The sequence below is a fragment of the Alicyclobacillus acidoterrestris genome (genome assembly GCF_022674245.1).
Classification (GTDB): domain Bacteria; phylum Bacillota; class Bacilli; order Alicyclobacillales; family Alicyclobacillaceae; genus Alicyclobacillus; species Alicyclobacillus acidoterrestris.
This window is the reverse complement of record NZ_CP080467.1, coordinates 1096996-1118531: the sequence shown is the minus strand read 5'-3', so window position 1 is coordinate 1118531 and position 21536 is coordinate 1096996. Positions and strand designations below refer to the sequence as shown.

The window sequence follows — 21536 nt, the reverse complement described above, 5'->3', positions numbered from 1 at the left end:
TTCGCGGATGCGCGGATGCCAGTGGGCCAATGACTCACTGGCATCACGTGTTGAAATTTATTTAGGCTCATCCGCAAAATCCAAGATTAGATCCGCAAAAATGGCCCCCATATCATGCAAGTTCCACGCCATCTGCACAGTTCAATACAGCCTGATACACCTGCCAAGCGGCGACCAAATCCTGAAACGGCAACCCCACAGCGGCAAACACCGTGATATCCGATGGATTCAAGCGCCCTTGCGCGCGCCCGCAGAGCACATCTGCCAATGTCATGCACGACATATTCCACGCGCTGCCACCGACCTCAAACGTGTTCAACGCTCCAACCTGCCGCGCCAGCCTCACATCGTCACAGACCAACCGCGCACTCGTAACCAGGTCCTCAGAAACTTCCACCTTTCCCGGCGCATCGGGCCCAAATGTAGAGATATGAACACCCGGTTGCACCATGTCCGGAAACAATATCGGCGCTTGCGCCCACGTGGCGGTGACGACAATATCCGCGTCGCGAACAGCTTCAGCTACCGATTCGGCCACAAAACAGGAAACACCCTCATTCAATCTCCGATGCCGATACGCGCCAGCCACTTCCCGCTGTACGTCATAAACCCGCACCTCATGAATATCGCGCACGTGCCGAAGGTAACGAAACTGCATTTCCCCCTGCACACCGGCACCGATAACAGCGACTTTGTGGGCATCGGGGCGGGCCAAACGTTGCGCAGCCACGGCACCTGCAGCAGCTGTGCGATGCGCTGTCAACAATGGAGAATCCAGCACAGCCAACAACCGACCTGACTCAGCCTCAAACAGCAAAATAGCCCCCTGAATCGCAGGTCTCCCGTAGCGCCCATTGTCAGGATATTTCGCGTGTACCTTCACCGTATACGCAGGAATATCGGCGACAGTCCCCGGCAATAACACCATCGCCGACGCATTGGTCGGCGCCCCTGGTACGTTCGAGAGTTCCACATGCACACGCCGGGGTGCCCTATCCATCTCTGCAGCTGTTTCGATATCCTCGAACTTCGGGGCCGAGGTTGTGAGGAAGGCGGATTGCATTGCAAAAATGAGCATTTTCTCATCCAAGTACAGGCTAACTTCCTCAGAACCTATCCACCTTGTCGCCATCTCGGCTACCTCCCAGTTTGAACGCACCATGCACGATGGGTGGCTAAATTACGGCAGCACATTACCTGCCGCGCGGTAAATTTCGTACCACTCTTCGCGAGTCAGATAGACATCACTTGCCTTGCAGCAATCTTTCAGGCGATTGACGTTTGTCGTACCCGTGACCGGTTGCATCCGTGCCGGATGTCGCAGAAGCCACGCGATGGCAATTGTCGTATTGGTCACTTCATATTTGTCTGCGATTTCGTTAATCTTCTGGTTCAACTCTGGAAATTTATCGTTATCCAGGAAGACGCCTTCGAAAAATCCGTATTGGAACGGCGACCAAGGCTGGACTGTGATATCGTGCAACCGACAATAATCGAGCACGCTGCCATCCCTATCAATCGCCGCGTCGTTCTCCATATTGACGTTGATGCCGTTGGAGATCATCGTCGCATTGGTGATGCTCAATTGCAGTTGATTGGCGACAATCGGCTGCTTGACCCACCTTTTGAGCAACTCAATCTGCATCGGCTTCTGATTGGACACGCCGAAGTGACGCACCTTGCCAGCGCGCTCCAGAATGTCGAATGCTTCCGCAACTTCTTCCGGTTCCACAAGGGCATCCGGCCGATGCAGCAACAAGACGTCGAGGTAATCCGTTTTCAAACGCTGGAGACTGCCATCGACCGCTTCCAGGATATGCTCCTTCGAAAAGTCGAACATCACCCCTGGACGAATACCGCATTTGGACTGGAGGATAATTTTCTCGCGAATATCGTCATTCATGTGGATAGCATCGGCAAATATCTCTTCGCAGGTGCCGTTGCCGTAGATGTCGGCGTGATCGAAAAAATTTGCCCCGGCCTCCAGCGCCGTCTGCACAAAACGCTCGGCCTCGGCCTTCTCAAGCGTATTAATCCGCATACACCCAACTGCGACGACTGGAACCTGAAGTGTGCTCAACCCTAATTGAATCGTACGCAAATCGAATCTCTCCTTTTTACTACCTTTGTACTACCCTAAATCGTTCGACAATTGCGTTTGTTCATCCTTCTGCGAAGAGACAGTATCCTAATCCTTCATCACTTGTCTCTTTCAAACACGCGATATGCACTCAATCCTCCGGCCGCCTCCCGCCAATGCGCAACACACGAAGTAGCGAGATGAACAACAGGAGGGCTCCGACGGCCATCCCGATGGATGCAATCCACGCCCCTGTCGCGCACAAACCAGACTTCCCAGCTGTATCGCCCCGTGCGGCGGCAATTAAGCCGAAGCACAAATTTGCGACAGTACCGAGGATGTAGAGTGCGATGGCCAACTGGGATAGTCGCGTTGGTACCATCGCGTCGATGGAAGGCGCTGTTCTCCGCTCCGGCCGCTGGCTAAAGCGGTATTCAAACCAAAGAAACGGGACGATTTTTTGGATCAATGAAAAGATGAGCAACAAGAGACCACCAAACAGGTATACGAAGGCACCATCGTCAATCCAATGACCGTGGCCAAAACCAACACCGAGCACTATCCACCCCTGTCCGACCACAAATCCGAAAAGGGCTGGCAGCGCGTCATACATCGGCCAGACAAGACGCTTTCCTCGTCGTGCCGCAAATATCCATGCGACATCCACGCTAAACGAACCGAGCCCCAGGATCATAAATACTGCACCCGCCACGTGACACACGTTTGCTACAGCGGGCACTGGTGCGAGCCAAATCCCGATCATCAAAAGGAGTGATCCACCGAGGTAAAGGCTGACAGTCCTCTGCAACGACGCGACGTATCCGTGACTGATCACAAACATGGGTAAGAGCTTGTACGACAAAATCATCACCATGGCGCCCCAAACCAAAAAACCACCCAATGCGACGTGCGTGAAGAAAAGTGACGATTCACCTACGCCAAACACTTGCAACAATCCGCAGATAAGCACCAACACAAGTGCGATAAGCGGAATGGGCAACCACTGATATACGACGGTCTTGTTGCCTGCGCGAACAAAACTGCGAACCAACAACGTACTGAACAACCCAAACGCCACAAACAAAGCGGATGCGCCCACCCCCACGAGTGGATAACTTGAGATAGAGAATCCGATAATCATCGTCACGACGCCGACAACGTGGGCAGGGAGATGCCATACGAGCACATGCCTTGATATCGGGGGAGCTCGGAACGCAATCGGTATAAATTGATATAGCACGCCGTACGCCGTGGTCAACATGGTGCCAAGGACGAATGCGTGTACGGTGGCAAGCGACATTGGAGAAAACGAACGACCTGCCATCCACTGTGGCGCCAGGTGCCCCAACGGCAACAGGGCGAGCACAGCAAATAACAGTCCCACTAGTAAATAGTAGACCGTCGGTGATAAATGTTTCTTTGTCGATGTAGCCAGCAAACGATTCCCCCCTGACCCAAACCAAGCTAGGCGCAGAACTTCTGCATTTTCCCATCACCCGTGCACCTTCTGAACATAACAACTTCGTTCAGCGGTGTAATGACCACTTTGGACTATTTGTCGGACCATTCTGTCTTGTTCCTGTTCACATCTCCAGTGAAACGCACAGGCTCCCGTACGATTTCTCCTCTTGCGCAGAAAAATGGATATGTTATCCTTTAGACATCAGATGACTAAATGACTGACTGTTTGAGAGTTAAAGTGGTCAATACCTCAACACAGCCATCATCAAGGAGGTTTCGCGATGTCGCTCCTCCCTGTCCAACAGGCGAAGACCTACGAGTTGGTGATTGAGCGAATCAAACAAGCCATCATCGATGGGACATTTCCACCCGGTAGTCGCTTGCCGTCCGTGAAATCGCTGTCAGAAACACTCGGTGTAGGCCAGGCGGCGGTACGCGAGGCGGTCAGTGCGCTGCGTGCGCTCCGTCTCGTCGAAGTGCGACAAGGCGATGGCACCTTTGTCGCGCCGCTTGACGCCAGTGAAATTGCGGGCAGCATTCAACAGCTGGAGGCAAGTGCACAACGCGACGTGCATGCCCTCTTAGAACTACGGATTTGGATTGAGACCGGTGCTTGCCAATATGCTGCTCTGCGCCGCACAGAACGGCACCTGGAGGAAATTCGCCAAATACTCAATCAGATGGAACGGGATTTAGGCAATGCGGAATTGGGTGAAGAGGCGGATTGGCGATTTCACTACGCCATCGCGAAGGCCTCGCAAAATCTCTACATGCAGACGTTGATGGACAGTATTGCCGAACGAATTCAATCTGCTCTATTGGCCAGTCGCTTGCAACTCTATCGCATTCCTGGTGAAGATAAACGACTCGTCGAACAGCACTACGCAATTTACGAGGCCATCAAAGACCAGGACCAAACGCGTGCCGTGAGCGCCATGCAACAACATTTGAACCATGTGAGCAAACAATTGCAAGGAGGGGATGGACTGTGAAAGTAAGCCTGTTTATCACCTGTCTGGTCGACAATATCTTTCCGAATGTCGGCGTGGCCATGACGCGCATTCTGCAGGCACATGGCTGCGATGTTCGCTTCTCCCCGGAGCAGACCTGCTGCGGCCAACCATCTTTCAACAGCGGTTACTGTGACGCATCGCGCGACGTCGCCTCAGCGCTCATCCGGGCCTTGCACGAGGCCGATGTCGTCGTCAGCCCGTCCGGATCTTGCGTCGGCATGATTCGGCACTACTACCCCGAGTTGTTCGCCGATAGCCCAAAGTGGCGTGAAATGGCCATCGACGTCGCGAACAAAACCTACGAGTTCTCGCAATTTATGGTCAATGTGCTGAAAGTCGACGACGTCGGCGCACGCTTCCCTCACGCGGTGACGTATCACCCGTCCTGTCATGGATCACGCTTGCTCGGCGTCAAAGACGAACCCCTACAGCTACTGCAGCACGTGCGCGACATCCAACTCATCGAATTGCCCTACGCGCGTGACTGTTGTGGATTCGGCGGCACGTTTGCGGTCAAGATGGGCGATATCTCTGGCGCGATGGTGGACGAAAAGGCCCAGCACGTCACAGAGACAGGCGCAGAGGTGCTAGTCGGCACCGACATGGGCTGCCTGATGAACATCGGCGGACGCCTGAGTCGCACAGGGCAGTCGACGCGCGTGATGCACTTGGCGGAACTGTTGTACGAAGGCATGCGAAACAGCAAGGAGGTCCTTGTATGACAAACGCAAGCGAAAGCTCGACAACCGTCCTTCAGCGCGCCGAAGTGGCGATGCAGGACGAATTTTTGCGCAAGGCTGTGCGCTTTACCACCGACAGGCTGCGCAACAAAAAGCAAACAGTCACTGCGTCATTCGGCAACTGGGAGGCATGGCGCGAGCGCGGCGAGGCCATCCGCGCGCACACCATCGCCAATCTCGATTTTTACCTCGGTCAATTTGCCGACAACCTAGAAAAACAGGGCGCCCACGTTCACTTCGCGCATGATGCCGCCGAAGCTGTAACCGCTGTCAGGCAAGTGGTCCGCGAGAAGGGCGCCAAGCAAATCGTCAAGTCGAAATCGATGGTGTCGGAGGAGATCCACATCAACCAGCACCTCGAAGAAGACGGTGTGCGCGTCATCGAGACAGACCTCGGCGAATACATCATTCAATTAGCGCATGAGGCCCCATCCCACATCATCATCCCGGCCATCCACAAAAATCGCGAACAAATCCGCGACTTGTTCGAGGCAGACAGCGCAAACAACCTGTCGACAGAGACCAGAGATCTCACCGCATTTGCCCGCCGCAGACTGCGAGAGGCGTTTCTCTCAGCCGACATCGGTATCACCGGTTGCAATTTTGGCATCGCTGAGACGGGATCGATGGTGTTGTTCACCAACGAAGGAAACGCCGACATGGTGATGAACATCCCAAAGACGCACATCGTCGTCATGGGCATGGAACGCATCCTTCCGACACTTTCAGACCTCGAGGTCATGGCACATCTCCTGCCCAAAAGCGCGACTGGTCAAAACGTCATCACCTACATGTCCATGATTACCGGCCCAAAGCGCTCGCTCGATCACGACGGCCCCACAGACCTCCACGTCATCATTCTCGACAACGGCCGATCCCGCCAACTCGGAGACGCCCAGTTCCAAGCCGTACTCCACTGCATTCGCTGCGGAGCTTGTCTAAACGTCTGCCCGGTTTATCGGCAAATCGGCGGTCACGCGTATGGCGCGGTCTACCCGGGTCCCATTGGCGCCGTCCTCTCGCCACTGCTCAACGGTGGCGAACAGTATAGCGACCTCCCCTACGCGTCCAGTCTCTGCGGAGCCTGCTACGAAGCCTGCCCTGTCCGCATACCGCTGCACGACATGCTCGTCCACGAGCGCCAGCGGCAAGTGCAAAACGGTCACGGCAAGCCCTTGGAACAACTGGCTATGAAGGGATATCGACAAATGTTCGCCAAACCTGGATGCTATCGGCTTGCCGTTCGAATGGCGCGCAGTTTCCAGGGCCCACTGGTGCGCAACGGCAAGATTCGTGCGCGCATCGGCCCTTTGGGCGGTTGGACGGCAACCCGGGATTTTCCTGCACTCGCCAAGCGATCATTTCGCGACCTCTGGCCGAATCTTCAAAACGGAGGCGATTCCGATGAATAAGACGACGTTTCTCTCCAACATTGCCAGCCGCCTCGGACGCACCACGACAGATTCGCCCAGTCCGCGTCAAATCGTCGGGGCGCCTGAGTTTTGGATCCATCGACAGAAATCTGAAGGCGAACGCGTTGCGCTGTTCCGCGAACAGTTCGAAGCCCTCGGCGGGGAATTTGAACAGTTCAGCACAGAAGCCGCACTATCCGCTCGCCTCGCCGAATTACTCGACGACTTGGCACCGCAGCAGATTGGCGCTTGGGGACCTCACGCGGCGTGGCCCGTCAACGTCGAGGATATTTTGACGTCATACCACGCCCTGCGCTGGACGCCCGGCATGACGCCGCACGCGTTCGCGAACGTCCAAGCGAGTGTGACCGGTTGCGCCTATGCTATCGCCGATACCGGCAGCATCGTCATGACGAGTGGACCGGAACAAGGGCGAAGTGTCCACGTCATGCCACTCGTCCACATTGTCCTCATGCGCGCGCACCAAATTCGCCTGCGCCTCGGCGAAGTCTTCGACGAAGTCAAATCCGGCTTACGCGCTAGTGAAGGCAGTGACGAGTTGCCCGCGTCAGTGCACTTCGTGAGTGGCCCCAGCCGGTCTTCGGATATTGAAAATGACCAGAGCATCGGCGTCCACGGACCCGCGCGCGTGATTGTGCTGCTGCTGGAGTAGCGTGGGGGCGCCCGGGGAGCGTGGGCGGGCGCGGCCGCCGGATCGGCTGTGGCGGGGCGCCGGGGAGCGTGCGGGCGCCGGCCGCCGGATCGGCTGTGCGAGGCGCCGGGGAGCGTGCGGGCGCGGCCGCCGGATCGGCTGTGCGAGGCGTCGGGGAGCGTGCGGGCGCGGGCATTAAGACACGATATCTGCGCTATTTTCGACTTTTCGGTCGGATCGGCGACGAAATGGATCTGAAATCACGAGCGTTGCCTGAAACTCGTCTGCAATGTCAAGCGTGGCTACTAACGCCGGAATCTGGATTCTGTAGAAATATCCCATCTTTTCAGCTTCTTCACAAGCGTAGAGTGGTCTAGTCCAAGAACCTCTGCGGCCTTCCGAATCGACGAGTAGTTATTCAAAGTTTCCGCCACAATCCGACGTTCGTATTTCTCGAGTTGTTGTTTTATTGTCAGCACACGGTGTTGACTAGGCTTGCTCTGAACATGAAACGGAAGATGATCCGGATCAATTACCAGCGAGGGTACGGACACAATGAGATTTTCCATGAGATTTTTCAACTCGCGAACGTTTCCAGGCCAATTGTATTGGCAAAGGACGGTGCGCGTATCTTCACGTAACCGTTTTTCTATGCGATAGCGAGTACAATAGAAATGAAAGTAGTAGTCAATAAGGGCGTCTACATCCTCAGGTCGCTCGCTAAGGGGCGGAATGTGAAACTCCACGACCTGCAAACGGTAGTATAAGTCTTCACGGAATTTCCTCTGTTCGACGAGTGCGCGGAGATCTTGGTTCGTGGCAGATATTACCCGAATATCTACCTTTCTGGATTTCACCCCCCCGACGCGAAAGATCTCCAAGTCCTGTAACACACGGAGTAACTTCACCTGTATAGATAACGGCATCTCCCCAATTTCATCCAGCAGGATGGTTCCCCCATCTGCCAATTCAAATAAACCGACTTTCCCTTCACGACGTGCCCCGGTAAAAGATCCGGGCTCATAACCAAACAACTCAGACTCCAGAAGTGCTTCAGGGATGGCCGCACAGTTCACCTTGACAAATGGTTTCTGGCTGCGGGCACTCAGTTCGTGAATCAGGTTTGCAATCACTTCTTTTCCAACTCCGGATGGTCCAGATAACAGGACACTCGTCGGATAAAGGGCAATCTGTTTCACCTTTTCAACGATGGCCTTCATATGACGGCTCTCCATGATCACGCTTGTTCCGTTTCCGTTGACATTGAAGTGGTATTGGTGCTTGTTGAGTGCTGATAGCCCCCTTACTTTTTCCAATTCCGCTGTCACATGGTTCAAACTCGTAATATCCCGAACACTCGTCACGATAAAGCGAATGTTTCCGCTTTTATCAAACACGGGATTTCCCGTGACAATGACTTCTTTACCGCTCTTGAGGGTTTGGATTAGTGACATTGGCTGCCGAGACTCCAGAATCAACAATGTAACAGACTGATTAATGTAACCGGTCTCAATCAATTCAGCCATATGCTTGCCAATCAGGTTTTGCCGATGGGTTCCTGAAAGTGCCTCATAAGCTGAATTGACCAACAAAGTGAAACCTTGACCATCTGCCACATAGACTCCATCGGGAAGCCATTCAATAATTTCAGACAATCGTTCCTGCAATACCTCGTCCATCTGTTCCACAGCTACCCCCCACCGAGTGGTGATATATTTCACCATTAGGTGAACTATATCACCACTTAAAACCGTTGAAAATCACTGAGAACCGAAAATAGTGGTGAATCAATTCACCAATCGGTCTATATACAACGGACGTCCTTCGCGATATAGCGGCGCATTCGATGTTGGCACGGTTCTTGCTAGTACTATTGGCAGCAACACAACAAGTACCAAAGGGGAGATGTGACATGACGAATATTGCGAAAGCGCAACCAAAGTTATACGTAATGGACAACGGTCGTATGCGAATGGATAAAAACTGGATGATTGCAATGCACAACCCTGCAACGATTGCAAATCCCAATGCGCCAACCGAGTTTATCGAGTTCCCTATTTACACTGTACTGATTGACCACCCAGAGGGGAAAATTCTATTTGATACATCCTGCAATCCGGATTCCATGGGGGCTCAGGGCCGATGGGGTGAAGCGACTCAGTCCATGTTCCCTTGGACGGCAAGCGAAGAATGTTATTTACACAATCGACTCGAGCAACTAAAAGTCCGCCCAGAGGATATCAAGTTTGTCATTGCATCTCACCTCCATCTCGATCACGCTGGTTGTCTTGAGATGTTCACGAATGCCACCATTATTGTTCACGAGGATGAATTTAGTGGGGCCTTGCAAACCTATGCCCGAAATCAAACGGAAGGCGCCTATATTTGGGGCGATATTGATGCTTGGATCAAAAACAACTTGAATTGGCGAACCATCAAGAGAGATGAAGATAACATTGTTCTTGCAGAAGGAATCAAAATTTTAAACTTCGGCAGCGGTCATGCATGGGGCATGCTGGGACTTCATGTTCAGCTTCCCGAAAAAGGTGGTATCATTTTAGCCTCTGATGCAGTGTATAGTGCGGAAAGTTATGGTCCCCCCATTAAACCACCTGGCATCATTTATGATTCATTAGGCTTTGTGCGTTCAGTAGAAAAGATCAAACGAATTGCAAAAGAGACGAATTCCGAAGTGTGGTTCGGACACGATTCGGAACAGTTTAAAAGGTTCCGGAAGTCAACCGAGGGGTACTACGAATAAGACGCCCCGCCAGTCGCAAGAGAAAATTACTTAAATTTATGAAGAACAACGGGAGATGGGAAAATGAAAATTCGAGCTGCCGTATTACATGACATGGAACTGCCGAAACCTTACGCAGAAAGCAAACCTTTAAAAATAGAAACAGTAGAATTAGATCCACCACAGTATGGCGAGGTATTGTTAAAGATTAAGGCTGCGGGACTCTGCCACTCGGACCTCTCGGTCATAAATGGCAGCCGCCCCCGCCCAATGCCAATGGCACTTGGTCATGAAGCTGCGGGCGAGGTCGTGGAAGTGGGTGAAGGTGTAACCGATCTCAAGCCGGGAGATCATGTTGTGTGCTCCTTTGTTCCGAGTTGCGGCCATTGTCTTCCGTGTCAAGAAGGACGTCCAGCCTTATGTGAACCCGGAGCGGCGGTGAACAACGAAGGTACATTGCTCAGTGGTGAAAGGCGATTGCACCTGAATGATGCAGTTATCCACCACCACCTGGGTGTTTCAGGGTTTGCGGAGTACGCCGTCGTTGCGAGAAATTCTCTAGTTAAGGTCGATCCCGAGATTCCATTCGATAAGGTTGCGATTTTTGGGTGCGCAGTGATGACGGGGGTTGGAGCCGTCGTCAATACGGCACGCATACAGTACGGAAGCACCGTGGCAGTTGTCGGTTTGGGGGGCGTAGGTCTCAGTGCACTGTTAGGTGCAATTGGGGCTGGCGCCAGCCGAGTTATAGCTGTAGACATTAATCCTGGAAAATTAGAATTCGCTAAAGAATTAGGTGCGACAGATACGTTTGACTCCAGAAACTCAGATGTGATTTCACTCGTTCGCTCGGCCACTCATGGTGGCGTAGATTATGCGTTTGAAACGGCAGGTGCAGTACCCGCGATGGAAGTGGCGTATGGTATTACGCGACGAGGCGGGACAACTGTCACGACAGGACTTCCACACCCGACCCATCAATTTTCTTTTCCCCAAGTTTCATTGACGGCAGAAGAACGAACCATCAAAGGCTCGTATGTTGGCAGTTGTGTTCCAGCCAGAGACATTCCTCGCTTTATCGAACTGTATAAACAGGGTCGCTTACCCGTTGAACGTCTGTTAACTGACAAGATTAGCTTAGAACAAATCAATGAAGGGTTCGATCGTTTGGCACGCGGTGAAGCTTCGAGAATCGTTGTGACCCTATAAATGATGATCGCGAGGTGTTGACGGATTGGATAAAAAATATCAGTTGTTTATTGGCGGAGAGTGGAGGGATTCCGTTTCGAACCGGTGGTTTGACGTTGTGAATCCGGCCACGGAAGAAATTATCGCACAAGTTCCGAACGCTGTGGCAGATGACATGCTTTCTGCCATCAACATAGCGGATAGCGTACAACAGGAATGGGCGAACACGCTTGCTTCCGACCGTGCGCGAATTCTACAGAAGGCTGCATCAATGATGCATACGCAGGTCGAAGAACTTGCACGCATCATGACGATTGAGGAAGGGAAACCCTTGGCCGAATCAAGGGGGGAAATTGCATACGCAGCCTCTTTCCTGGAATGGTTTGCCGAGGAAGGAAAACGTGTCTATGGTGATGTGATTCCATCCAGCTCTGCGACCAAACGCATTATGGTTTTGAAACGTCCTGTGGGAATTACGGCAGCCATTACCCCTTGGAATTTCCCGGCTGCGATGATTACACGGAAACTGGGTCCAGCTTTAGCCGCTGGATGCACAATGATTATTAAACCCTCAGAATTGACACCGCTGTCTGCCTTGGAAATCGCAAGAATTTTTGAGAAGGCAGGCCTTCCCAAAGGCGTATTGTCCGTCGTAGTCGGGACTGATGCACCTGCGTTAGGTGCAGCATTAATGGATGATTTCCGCGTTCGCAAAATTTCATTCACAGGTTCTACTGAGGTCGGGAAAATCTTAATGCGGCAAGCAGCGGATACCATGAAACGTGTATCGTTTGAATTAGGCGGGCATGCACCGTTGATTGTGTTTAATGATGCCGATCTCGATGTGGCCGTTCAAAATGCGGTCCTGTGCAAGATGCGTGGCATGGGTGAAACATGCGTGTCAGCAAATCGTATCTACGTTCAACGCGAAATTGCAAAACCGTTCGTGGACAAATTGGTTAATCGGATTAGTCAGATGAAAATGGGTAATGGGATTGAAGAAGGCATCACAGTAGGCCCATTGATTGAGCCCGCGGCGGTGGAAAAAGTGGAGCGACACGTCAAAGATGCACAAAAACATGGTGCCTCTGTGCTACTTGGTGGGAGTCCATCAACCAACTCTAAAGGTTATTTCTATCCACCAACGGTCATAACCGATGTAAACGAAGAGATGCTTGTAATGCAAGAAGAGACCTTTGGTCCCGTTGCAGCAATTGCAGAATTCGAATCAGAAGAAGAAGTGATTGCTCGGGCCAATAACAGTCGGTACGGGTTGGCCGCCTACTTCTTCACACGTGACGTCGGAAGAGTGCTTCGACTCGCCGAACAGCTCGAATATGGAATTATTGGTGCCAACGATGGCCTTCCATCCACAGCACAGGCTCCGTTCGGTGGTGTAAAAGAGTCTGGATTAGGACGCGAGGGCAGTAAGTACGGTATTGAGGAATACCTGGACATCAAATACGTGTCGATAGGCCTGTAGAAAATCCTTCTTACACAAGTGCATGTATACATCTATACAGTGCCCGTCAAAGGCCAAAAGCCCACGATTCGTGCAGTGTTCATATCTTATTTCCTGTGCGCACACACGCGATGGCCTGGGGCCTCCCCCAGGCCGCCACGGCCCTGTGCGCGCGGATTGCGCAATACCTCAGGAATAAAAGCCGGGTTCCGGCGTTTGTCCCGTGAGAAACCAATTGCCCACATTGCGCAGCTTAAATTCCGCGGGGTTGTGGAGCGTGTGCGTACGCACGTTCCGCCAAAATCGGTCGAATCCGAAGCGGGCACTTGTCGACCGCGCCCCCATCACTTCAAAGATGCGCGACGTGATATCCAACGCCACGTTCCCCGCGTGCACATTCGCGGCAGCGACGAGAACCGCGCATTCGCCGCGCTCTTCCGCTGTCAATGCGCTACCTTTTTCCCAAGTTGCATCCAAGTGTGCGGCCGCCTTCTCGACAAAGCTCAGTGCCGACTGATACGCTGCCCACATTTCGCCATATCGACTCAATGTGGACGGTTCTTCGGTGGCGTGCGAGACGCCGGATCGATACCAGGCCCTCGAATACGTCGACGTATATTCCTTTGCCGCCTCCAGGGCGCCCCTGGCACTGCCCGCAAACACACTAGCGAGAATGCTCTGGGACAAAATCGGAGTCAGCGTCGAAAACACATTGTCCACCTCATAAGGGCGAACGAGGATTTCCGAATCGTATAGTCTTACGTCGTGGTAGGACACCGTGCCACTTCCGGTCTGCCGTTGTCCGATGCAGTCCCAATCATCATGCACCTGGACGCCTGGACGATTGGTAGGAACCATCCCTTTATAAAGCTCCCCAGTCTCCTTGTCCTTCCACGACAGCAGAAGGATATCTGAATCTGGCGACCCAGAACTAAACGACTTCTGTCCATTCACAATGACGCCATCGTCCGTTCGTTCACCAAGCGTGCGGTCGTCGAGCGGATTGACAGAGTTTCCCCAGAAGTAATTATGCTTGGCTGTTTCTTCGTAGTAATGCCGTTTTTGATCCGGCGTTCCAGCTAGATGTACCGCCGACAGGCTCAAAAAGTGATACCCATATAGATGCCCCAAGGCAGCATCCGTGCGGGCAAATTCCCGAATCACGCGCAGTACCGCTGACCACGGCATCCCGTCCCCGCCATATTCGGTAGGAATCAGCAGTTTTAATAATCCACTTTCGCGAATCCAATCGCGCTGTTGCTTCGGCGTTCCTCCTTTTTTGTCGCGCTCTGCCGCATCCGTCTGAAACCGTTCTGCGAGCGCAATCGCTGTCTGAAGATAGCTCGCTTCCTGACTGACCGATGATGTACCCACGAAATCTCCTCCTAAGATTCATCCTGTTGTCCTCGTTTTGGTTCATGGACGAGATCTACCAAAGCAAAATCGTCACTGCATAAACGACCCCTACCCACAAAAAAGGTACAATGGTATAGCCCATAATCTGGCGGACATTGAGGCGAGCCAGCGTTAGGATTGGTACCAACCAAAACGGCTGTACAAGGTCGTTCCACGAACAGCCCATCTGTACCGCCATGCTCGTTTTCGCCAAGTTCGCGCCTACTTGCTTCGCCGCCTGAATCATGAAGGGCCCCTGAATTGCCCAATGCCCCCCGGAGGACGGAGCAAAAAAGTTAATCAAAAATGAGCTTAAGAACCCATAGAAGGGAAGGGTGTGTACAGTAGAGATACCAACCATCCATTTCGAAACCGCAACGGCAAGCCCGGAACTCTTCATCATCCCCATGATCCCGGCGTAAAACGGAAACTGCAGCACAATGCCGCCAATACTTTGCACACCGTTCGCTACTGCGCGAACATACGCGGTCGGCGTACCGTGAAACAACAGTCCCAAAAACAAGAAGATGGCGTTCAACGTGTTGATGTCGAGCGAACCGCCAGAATAAAAGTGATAGGCGAGATAGCTGCCGCCCATCATCGCTATCAGCACATTCAAAATCCACATTCTCTCTAGCTTTTGTGCAGGTGTCCTCGGATGTTCCGTGGTTGGTTCCGAAACACGCGCATCCCATGTCGCTGGATTCACATCAATCACATGGGCAGGATTCGGGTGAATCCACATATTGAGGATGGGCAAGGTCACCAGCAAAATCACGACATCTACCAGCACCGCCGGCAAGAAAATTGTATGGTTGAGCGAAATCAAACCGCCAATCGATGTTGCAAACGGATTTCCCGCGGTAGCAATCGTAATGGGAATCGTCGCTGAAATACCGAGTCCGTAAATTACCCAACCGGAATAGGCACTAGCAATTAACAGTGGATAGTGTATTCCGCGAATACGTTTCGCCAATTGCTGCGCCATCAAAGTACCTGCTATCAAGCCAAATCCCCAACTGATATACGAAGCGATACCAGCGACAAGAGTCGTGCAAACAATGGCTCCACGAGGACCGTGAACCTTCGTGGCTACCCAGTCTAAAGACTTGGCAATGGGTCTGGAAACAGCTAATGCGTAGCCAGTCACAACCACGAGGGCCACCTGCATGGAGAATTCTAAGAAATCCCAGAAACCTGTCGACCAGTCATCAATCATGCTCGGCAGACTCTGGTGGACCACCGTCACACCAAGTATCAACATCAGGAACGTCAGCAGTATCACGAGTACAAATGGATCCGGCAAATATCTCCCCATCAACGCCGCAAAGAATTCGGTGATTCTCTGCAATCCATTTGCTCTGACGGAGACTGGCGCATCGGCATGCAATAAAACGGGCTCCTTGTCCACAAACACTCCCCTCCCGTATCAATCCTCTCGGATGATTCCAACGTCAAGCGCCAAGGTGTGACGCCCCCGCTTGTATCTGCCCGCGATATTGCCGAGCGGGATGAGTGTCTGGCAGATAACGCCGGCCATCATACAAATTGCCACGCAGCGTGTCTGCGACGTAGTCGCTTTGCACCAATCCCCTACGCTGCAACGTCGGCACGACGAGATCGACAAAATCCACATAGGTGCCTGGGGTCACCGCATATGCAATGTTAAAGCCATCCACATCCGCCTCTGCTACCCAAGCTTCCATCGTATCCGCAACCTTGTCTGGCGTGCCTACGAATACGGGTCCTCTACCGCCAATTCCGATAAATTTGGCAATTTCGTCAACCGTCCACTGCTTATCGGGATCCATCGTTGTAAAGGCCTCGATAGCCGAGTGAATGGCCTCATTCTGCACATACTTCAATGGCTCGTCGAGTTCGTATTGAGACAAATCAATGCCGCTCCAACCGCCATACAAAGCCAATGCGCCGCTCGTACTGGCGTGCCTGACATAATCGAGATACTTTTCCTCCGCCTCCGCCTGTGTTCGACCAACTATCGGCGTAAACATAGAGAAGACGCGGATTTCATTTGGATCTCGACCAATCTTCGCGGCTTCTTCACGCAATGCCCGAACATAGGTTTTCGCAATCGCGACGGTGGGCGCTATGATAAACACGCATTCAGCGTGTCTTGCTGCGAATGCGCGTCCACGGGTCGACGAGCCAGCCTGATACAACACGGGCGTCCGCTGCGGAGAAGGTTCGCACAGATGGATTCCCGGTACGCTGAAATACCTGCCGCGATGCCCGATATCGTGCACCTTACTTGGGTTTGCATAGATCTTTTGCTGCCTATCGAGGACGACTGCATCGTCCTCCCAACTCGCCTCCCACAGCTTGTAGCAGACCTCCAAATACTCTTCGGCGATGTCGTAGCGTTCGTCGTGGCTCACCTGCTTGACGAGCCCCATGTTTCGCGCTGCACTATCCAAGTAAGACGTGACAATATTCCATCCTACTCTCCCTTTTGTCAGGTGATCTAATGTCGACATGCGGCGCGCGAATACATACGGCGGTTCATAACTCACCGACGCGGTGACGCCAAACCCTAAATGTTTCGTCACTTGAGCCATGACAGGGACCACGAGCATGGGGTCATTCACTGGAATCTGCGCCGCATTTCGAACGGCTGCATCACGCGACCCTTCGAACACGTCATAGACGCCCAACACGTCCGCTAAAAACACGGCGTCAAACCGTCCGCGCTCCAACGTGCGAGCTAAGTCTGCCCAGTACTCGATATCCGTGTAGCGATGGCTTTCATCTTCGGGGTGCGTCCAGAGACCTGGCGACTGATGACCTACACAGTTCATCACAAATGCGTTGAGGTAAATCCGTCCATGCTTCATGTCCACGTTCGCTCCTTGTCATCTCCAAAAGTCAACCTTTGTCCGACAGCAGCGCAGAATGACACGCGCATTTCAACCCTGACGGATGATCTCCCACACCGGCTTCGTCAGGCGTTCCTTATCCGCCTGCGCGTACTGATTTGCGTACATTCGCACCGGATCGCCCGCGTAATACCGCTCGTATAACTGATGTCGCGCACCCAATTGGCTACCAATCAGGTCCCAGCCCAACTGGAACAATCTGATTTTCACGTCCGCAGAAACATTCGCGCCAGCAAAGTACTTCTCAATAAGCCGCGACACGGCATCTGCATAGGGCGCCTGGCCGGAGGGAACCTGCATAAAGCCGCCCGCTCCGACTTGCTGGAGAATTTCAATTGCCCGCGGGTAATATCGACTATTTAAATTACGTGCGGTGTCCAAAAAGCGAATTTCTGGAATTTGATTCCCGAATTCGTCCACACGACCGTTCACCTCTGACGCAACCACCAACGCCTCCAGCGCGTCCACCTGTGTCAACAGTTCTCCGAGTTTCTCTTGAACGTGCAAAAAACCATTCACTCCAATCGATTCCGCAATCGCACAGGCGACCCCGGCGACGAACTGAAGCTTGGCAAGGGCCCGGACGACCGTCTGATGATAAGCCAAAGCATTGGCAGAGGTATGCTGGCGCAACCGCCAAACCGCTTCTGGATTTCCCTTCAGTAACACACGTTCCCACGGCACCAAGACATCATCAAAAATGAGCACCGCATCCATCTCGTCATACTGAGCGGAGAGCGGATGCTGTTCATCATCTTGTGTAGCAAACGACTCCCGACAGATGATATGCAGTCCTGGCAGGTTTGCTGGCACAATCAAAGCGTGGGCATATTCCGGGTGTTCTGCGTCCACGTGGTGAAAGGGAAAAACCAAGAAATCATGCGTGTAGGGCGCCGCAGTCGCAATCATCTTGGCTCCACGGATCACGACACCTTCCGAATTTTCCGATATAACACGGAGAACCGCATCGGGATTCTGAAGATCAATGCGCTTCGCACGATTGATTTGCGGGTCTAGCAGTGCGGTGGTGAGAAAGCGGTCATGATCCCGCGCAAACTCATAATAACGGGTGATTTTGTCAGCAAAGTGCGGATCGTCAAATTCAAAGGCTGACCGCACTGCATACCAACCGGTCACCATCGACCTCGCATAATCTGACAATCGACTCATCACGCCGTGTGTCTGCTCTGCCCAATAACGAAACGCTGTCCGACGGCGCACCAAATCTTCGGGCGTTCTTGGCACTAAAAACGCATTGTGTGCATACTGGCCGGTGCGAGGGCTCACAAAGCCTATCTGGTCTTGTACCCCCTTCTCATCCAGGCTATCGAACAGCCGGGCGATGGTGGCAAGTGTCCCGGAAAAAGAAGGATGCTTCGTAACATCCGGAACGAGTTTGCCGTCCAGCCAAACCGTTCGACCATCGTTCAAACTGTGTAAAAATCGGTCTCCTCGATTCATAACGGTCCAAATCTCCCCCAACGCCTTCACATGTGCCGTAGATGCGTTCAGTATATGTGTGGTCCGTTTGCCGCTCAATAAAATACGAAGAATTCCGAGGTTTTTAGTTGTTATTTGATATGACATGATAATCAGTGCACGGGGAAGTATCGAGGAGAGGCACATACAAAAAAACCCGCATTCGCGGGGTGTCAGATCATCCTACGTCAAACCAAGAAGTCTAGCGATTTATCCTACACGACCGGCGGGCGGACAAATGTGATTGGAACACAGTCCCCCACCTCGACCACATCCGTTGGCGAAAGATTCACTTCCATGACTTCGTCCATCTCCTCGCCTTTGGCACCGTGAAATTGAATCCGTGCCCGACGACGCCCCTCGTGCCAAACCATGTCACAAATTCGTGCATCCACGCATATTCCAATGTCCGTGTGGCAGCCAAGAACAGCCCTGTCCGGGTGCAGCGCGTACGTTTGTCCGTCACACGCCTGCAAGCATGCGACGTATCCCAACAACTGCGCGGCGCGCCAGGACGACGGCGATTCCATCAATTCGTTCGGGGAGCCCACTTGTAAAATCGCACCTTTATCAATCAACGCAATCTGATCCGCCATCCGCTGTGCTTCCGTCAACTGATGTGTGACGAGGACAATCGTCATCGGGAACTGTTGATGCACATGGAGCACAAGGTTTTGCAGCGCGCGCCGTGCGATGGCATCCAACGCGGAGAACGGCTCGTCCAAGAGCAGCACACGCGGCTTCGTGGCGAGCGCCCGCGCGAGCGCAACACGCTGTGTCAAACCACCCGAAAGTTGCGAAGGACGGGCAGAGAGATAATTCTCCAATTCGAGGAATGCAATGATGTCATCGATGTGGGCATCACGCTGTCCACGCACACCATAAAGGATATTTTGTTCCACAGTCAGATGGGGAAACAGGCGCGCCGACTGCTCCATATAGCCGACGCCTCGCTGCCACGGAGGGGAGAACACGCTTGCCTTGCTCGTCGTGTCCGTAAGGACATTTCCGTCAATCGCTAAATACGCCTTGTCGTAGCCAGTCTCAAATCCAGCAATGAACGACAAAATGCTAGATTTTCCGGCAGCCGAAGGGCCGAATAAACAAAACACGACGCCCTTTTCTATCATCAAATCGACTGAGACAGAAAACGACTTTCTAGGCAACTGTAGACTCAATTCAAGCATGTCGAATACGCCTCCAGAGAATCATGGCCAACGGCAGTGGGAGCGCTGTGACGAGCAGCAACAGCGCGAGTTGCAACGCAGTGGGCAACCCTTGTTCCTCGAGCGCCACCCAAATGCTCACGGGCAACGTGTGTGGATTGTAGGCCACCACCATGACAGCCCCATATGCGCCAATGGCGCGAGCGAACGCCATCGTAACCCCAACAGCCAGTCCAGGAAGCGCCAGTGGAAGCGTGATTCTGCGAAACGTTTGGAGCGGCGGTACCCCAAGCGAGTACGACGTCAATTCAAACCGCGCATCGACTTGAGAAAACGCCCCCTGAGCGGAAAAAACATAATACGGTATGGCCTCGTAAATCTGTGCAATGACGACAGCCAACAGGGAATTGGAAGCCGAAATGTGCCAGTGTGAAAGCACTTGTCCGATGAAACTATACGGACCATATGCGTAAATTAACAAAAGCCCAATGACGAGGGGCGGCATCAACAGTGGGATAACCATGATATACTCAATGGTTCTCCACAGTCGAGACCGCCCACGGGCGAGCAGCCAACCCAGTGGCGTGCCAAAGACGACAACCACTGCCATCGCGATCATTGTCGCCTCTAGCGACGTGACAAAGGGTTGACCCCCCGGCCCCCGCCACACCTGCCCCAATGTACGCCAAGACACGTGGAATACGAGCGCCAGTACGGGCAGCAGTAAGAAGCCCGTACATAAAAACGCGATGAAAATAAGTCCGTACTTAAGAAGTCTCATGCCTAGATACTACTGCTTAGAGATTTCCTGCTCAATAGCCGCTGGAATGTCGGATTTCGAACCCCAGACCTTAAACGGCGTCAACGTGTATCCCATTTGTTTATAAATTTGTTGTCCTTGCTTCGACAGCGTAAGTTTCGCGAACGCAGTCCCTGCATCTGGATCAGGCGTGCCCTCAATCGTCGTAATATAGACTTCAATTGGAGAACCGGTGACCGTTTGACCGTTCGACAGTTTCAAACTTTCCGTTGCGTAAATTTTGGCGTCCGCCGGATTACCTAAATTGATGGTGTCTGGCAATTTGATATAGGGAAGGTGCTGTTGAATCGCCTCTGGCAAATATGCGCTAGACGCATCCATCTGGCCTGCCTGCAGCCGAGAGAGAATATCCGTCTCGTTGTACACTTGCGACGAATTGTCCAAGGAACCGAGAATTTTATCGGCCGTTCCTGCAGGGAGATGAAGTTCCTTTTCTGCCAGATGCGTCATCATGACAAAATATTGCCCTTGTGGATCAGTATTCGGATCCGTCCGACCTAAATGAAAATCAGGTTTCTCCATGAGCGTAAAAAGATCTGAGATCGGCTTTTTGCCATCGGCAATCGCCTCGAGTTGACTCGCATAAGGAGACTTCTTGGAATATGCGATGACGAGCGGCGAACTCGCGAAACCAACGGCCCAGTCCGTAAACTTGGAGCCCAGGGACGCAATGGGAGCCGTACCGATACTTTCAAAGACGTTCGGCGTAATTTGACCTGATTTAATCAAATTGGCTACCGCATCTGCGCCATTGCCATACCCTTCGTAAGACATCCCCGTCTGTTTCTCAAACAGGGGTCCCACGTGGCTGTCGTTGGTGAGCTGTAACGATCCGGCATAAGCCACATCAGCCTTACCGGATGCTTTGGTCGTCGACGCTGAGGTGTTGCTCGTCGCAGTGTTTGTCGCACTATTGGTGCTGGTATTGTTCTCGTCCGTGCCACAGCCAACCATCGCGGCACATGCGAGCAACCCAATTCCTGAGGCGAGCAACCGTTTATGTACTGGCAAGTATTTCATCTGTACGAAATCCT

Annotated in this window: 18 protein-coding genes; 7 read left to right on the top strand and 11 right to left on the bottom strand. The window is 52.8% G+C overall.

Annotated features, from left to right (window positions below; all coding sequences use genetic code 11):
• Window positions 1–112: 112 nt before the first annotated feature.
• The 3 genes from K1I37_RS05215 to K1I37_RS05205 form a co-directional block, all read right to left on the bottom strand.
• Window positions 113–1132, bottom strand: a complete 1020-nt coding sequence (locus K1I37_RS05215) for an ornithine cyclodeaminase family protein (RefSeq protein ID WP_021296937.1) — start codon at window positions 1130–1132, stop codon at window positions 113–115.
• A 48-nt stretch (window positions 1133–1180) separates the two neighbouring features.
• Entirely contained in the window at window positions 1181–2101 is a 921-nt protein-coding gene (locus K1I37_RS05210; RefSeq protein WP_021296938.1) for an aldo/keto reductase, read from the bottom strand.
• Between the two features lie 130 nt (window positions 2102–2231).
• The gene (locus tag K1I37_RS05205; RefSeq protein WP_021296939.1) at window positions 2232–3518 is read right to left on the bottom strand and encodes a hypothetical protein; all 1287 of its coding nucleotides are present in this window, start codon (window positions 3516–3518) and stop codon (window positions 2232–2234) included.
• Window positions 3519–3822: 304 nt separating this feature from the next.
• On the opposite strand from K1I37_RS05205, the gene K1I37_RS05200 reads away from it, so the two are divergent.
• The 4 genes from K1I37_RS05200 to K1I37_RS05185 are packed head-to-tail and all read left to right on the top strand — an operon-like array spanning window position 3823 to window position 7379.
• The gene (locus K1I37_RS05200) at window positions 3823–4533 is read left to right on the top strand and encodes a FadR/GntR family transcriptional regulator (RefSeq protein WP_021296940.1); all 711 of its coding nucleotides are present in this window, start codon (window positions 3823–3825) and stop codon (window positions 4531–4533) included.
• On the top strand, window positions 4530–5276 hold the full coding sequence (locus K1I37_RS05195; protein WP_021296941.1) for a (Fe-S)-binding protein: 747 nt from the start codon (window positions 4530–4532) through the stop codon (window positions 5274–5276). Before K1I37_RS05200 ends, K1I37_RS05195 begins: the two co-directional genes overlap by 4 nt.
• The gene (locus tag K1I37_RS05190; protein ID WP_021296942.1) at window positions 5273–6706 is read left to right on the top strand and encodes a LutB/LldF family L-lactate oxidation iron-sulfur protein; all 1434 of its coding nucleotides are present in this window, start codon (window positions 5273–5275) and stop codon (window positions 6704–6706) included. The genes K1I37_RS05195 and K1I37_RS05190 overlap by 4 nt, the downstream gene beginning before the upstream one ends.
• The gene (locus K1I37_RS05185; protein ID WP_021296943.1) at window positions 6699–7379 is read left to right on the top strand and encodes a LutC/YkgG family protein; all 681 of its coding nucleotides are present in this window, start codon (window positions 6699–6701) and stop codon (window positions 7377–7379) included. The genes K1I37_RS05190 and K1I37_RS05185 overlap by 8 nt, the downstream gene beginning before the upstream one ends.
• 284 nt (window positions 7380–7663) lie before the next feature.
• On the opposite strand, the gene K1I37_RS05180 is transcribed toward K1I37_RS05185, so the two are convergent.
• Complete coding sequence (locus K1I37_RS05180; RefSeq protein WP_236026636.1) at window positions 7664–9037, bottom strand: sigma-54 interaction domain-containing protein; 1374 nt, start codon at window positions 9035–9037, stop codon at window positions 7664–7666.
• 233 nt (window positions 9038–9270) lie between these two features.
• Between K1I37_RS05180 and ahlS the strand changes: the two genes are divergently transcribed.
• The 3 genes from ahlS (at window position 9271) to K1I37_RS05165 (ending at window position 12769) form a co-directional block, all read left to right on the top strand.
• The gene (gene ahlS, locus K1I37_RS05175; RefSeq protein WP_021296945.1) at window positions 9271–10119 is read left to right on the top strand and encodes an AhlS family quorum-quenching N-acyl homoserine lactonase; all 849 of its coding nucleotides are present in this window, start codon (window positions 9271–9273) and stop codon (window positions 10117–10119) included.
• A gap of 63 nt (window positions 10120–10182) precedes the next feature.
• Complete coding sequence (locus tag K1I37_RS05170) at window positions 10183–11307, top strand: zinc-dependent alcohol dehydrogenase family protein (RefSeq protein WP_021296946.1); 1125 nt, start codon at window positions 10183–10185, stop codon at window positions 11305–11307.
• A gap of 25 nt (window positions 11308–11332) precedes the next feature.
• Window positions 11333–12769 (top strand): NAD-dependent succinate-semialdehyde dehydrogenase, encoded by a 1437-nt coding sequence (locus K1I37_RS05165; RefSeq protein WP_021296947.1) that lies wholly within the window; start codon window positions 11333–11335, stop codon window positions 12767–12769.
• A 168-nt stretch (window positions 12770–12937) separates the two neighbouring features.
• On the opposite strand, the gene K1I37_RS05160 is transcribed toward K1I37_RS05165, so the two are convergent.
• The 7 genes from K1I37_RS05160 to K1I37_RS05130 all read right to left on the bottom strand — a co-directional run bounded on the left by K1I37_RS05160 (window position 12938) and on the right by K1I37_RS05130 (window position 21522).
• Window positions 12938–14122: an acyl-CoA dehydrogenase family protein gene (locus tag K1I37_RS05160; RefSeq protein WP_021296948.1), complete on the bottom strand. Its 1185-nt coding sequence runs from the start codon at window positions 14120–14122 to the stop codon at window positions 12938–12940.
• 55 nt (window positions 14123–14177) lie between these two features.
• Window positions 14178–15554: a short-chain fatty acid transporter gene (locus K1I37_RS05155; protein ID WP_021296949.1), complete on the bottom strand. Its 1377-nt coding sequence runs from the start codon at window positions 15552–15554 to the stop codon at window positions 14178–14180.
• A 43-nt stretch (window positions 15555–15597) separates the two neighbouring features.
• The gene (locus K1I37_RS05150; protein ID WP_021296950.1) at window positions 15598–16995 is read right to left on the bottom strand and encodes an LLM class flavin-dependent oxidoreductase; all 1398 of its coding nucleotides are present in this window, start codon (window positions 16993–16995) and stop codon (window positions 15598–15600) included.
• 72 nt (window positions 16996–17067) lie between these two features.
• Window positions 17068–18498, bottom strand: a complete 1431-nt coding sequence (locus tag K1I37_RS05145; RefSeq protein ID WP_021296951.1) for a 4-hydroxyphenylacetate 3-hydroxylase family protein — start codon at window positions 18496–18498, stop codon at window positions 17068–17070.
• A 233-nt stretch (window positions 18499–18731) separates the two neighbouring features.
• Complete coding sequence (locus K1I37_RS05140) at window positions 18732–19703, bottom strand: ABC transporter ATP-binding protein (RefSeq protein ID WP_021296952.1); 972 nt, start codon at window positions 19701–19703, stop codon at window positions 18732–18734.
• Window positions 19696–20463 (bottom strand): ABC transporter permease, encoded by a 768-nt coding sequence (locus K1I37_RS05135; protein ID WP_040441385.1) that lies wholly within the window; start codon window positions 20461–20463, stop codon window positions 19696–19698. Before K1I37_RS05135 ends, K1I37_RS05140 begins: the two co-directional genes overlap by 8 nt.
• A 9-nt stretch (window positions 20464–20472) precedes the next feature.
• Entirely contained in the window at window positions 20473–21522 is a 1050-nt protein-coding gene (locus K1I37_RS05130) for an extracellular solute-binding protein (RefSeq protein ID WP_021296954.1), read from the bottom strand.
• Between the last annotated feature and the right edge of the window lie 14 nt (window positions 21523–21536).

What these genes read in the sequence shown, in the direction of transcription:
- K1I37_RS05190 (WP_021296942.1), top strand. Translation starts at nt 5,273, where the DNA reads ATGACAAACGCAAGCGAAAGCTCGACAACCGTCCTTCAGCGCGCCGAA.
- K1I37_RS05180 (WP_236026636.1), bottom strand. Translation starts at nt 9,037, where the DNA reads ATGGACGAGGTATTGCAGGAACGATTGTCTGAAATTATTGAATGGCTT.
- K1I37_RS05170 (WP_021296946.1), top strand. Translation starts at nt 10,183, where the DNA reads ATGAAAATTCGAGCTGCCGTATTACATGACATGGAACTGCCGAAACCT.
- K1I37_RS05135 (WP_040441385.1), bottom strand. Translation starts at nt 20,463, where the DNA reads ATGAGACTTCTTAAGTACGGACTTATTTTCATCGCGTTTTTATGTACG.
- K1I37_RS05200 (WP_021296940.1), top strand. Translation starts at nt 3,823, where the DNA reads ATGTCGCTCCTCCCTGTCCAACAGGCGAAGACCTACGAGTTGGTGATT.
- K1I37_RS05130 (WP_021296954.1), bottom strand. Translation starts at nt 21,522, where the DNA reads ATGAAATACTTGCCAGTACATAAACGGTTGCTCGCCTCAGGAATTGGG.
- K1I37_RS05215 (WP_021296937.1), bottom strand. Translation starts at nt 1,132, where the DNA reads ATGGCGACAAGGTGGATAGGTTCTGAGGAAGTTAGCCTGTACTTGGAT.
- K1I37_RS05145 (WP_021296951.1), bottom strand. Translation starts at nt 18,498, where the DNA reads ATGAATCGAGGAGACCGATTTTTACACAGTTTGAACGATGGTCGAACG.
- K1I37_RS05140 (WP_021296952.1), bottom strand. Translation starts at nt 19,703, where the DNA reads ATGCTTGAATTGAGTCTACAGTTGCCTAGAAAGTCGTTTTCTGTCTCA.
- ahlS (WP_021296945.1), top strand. Translation starts at nt 9,271, where the DNA reads ATGACGAATATTGCGAAAGCGCAACCAAAGTTATACGTAATGGACAAC.
- K1I37_RS05185 (WP_021296943.1), top strand. Translation starts at nt 6,699, where the DNA reads ATGAATAAGACGACGTTTCTCTCCAACATTGCCAGCCGCCTCGGACGC.
- K1I37_RS05150 (WP_021296950.1), bottom strand. Translation starts at nt 16,995, where the DNA reads ATGAAGCATGGACGGATTTACCTCAACGCATTTGTGATGAACTGTGTA.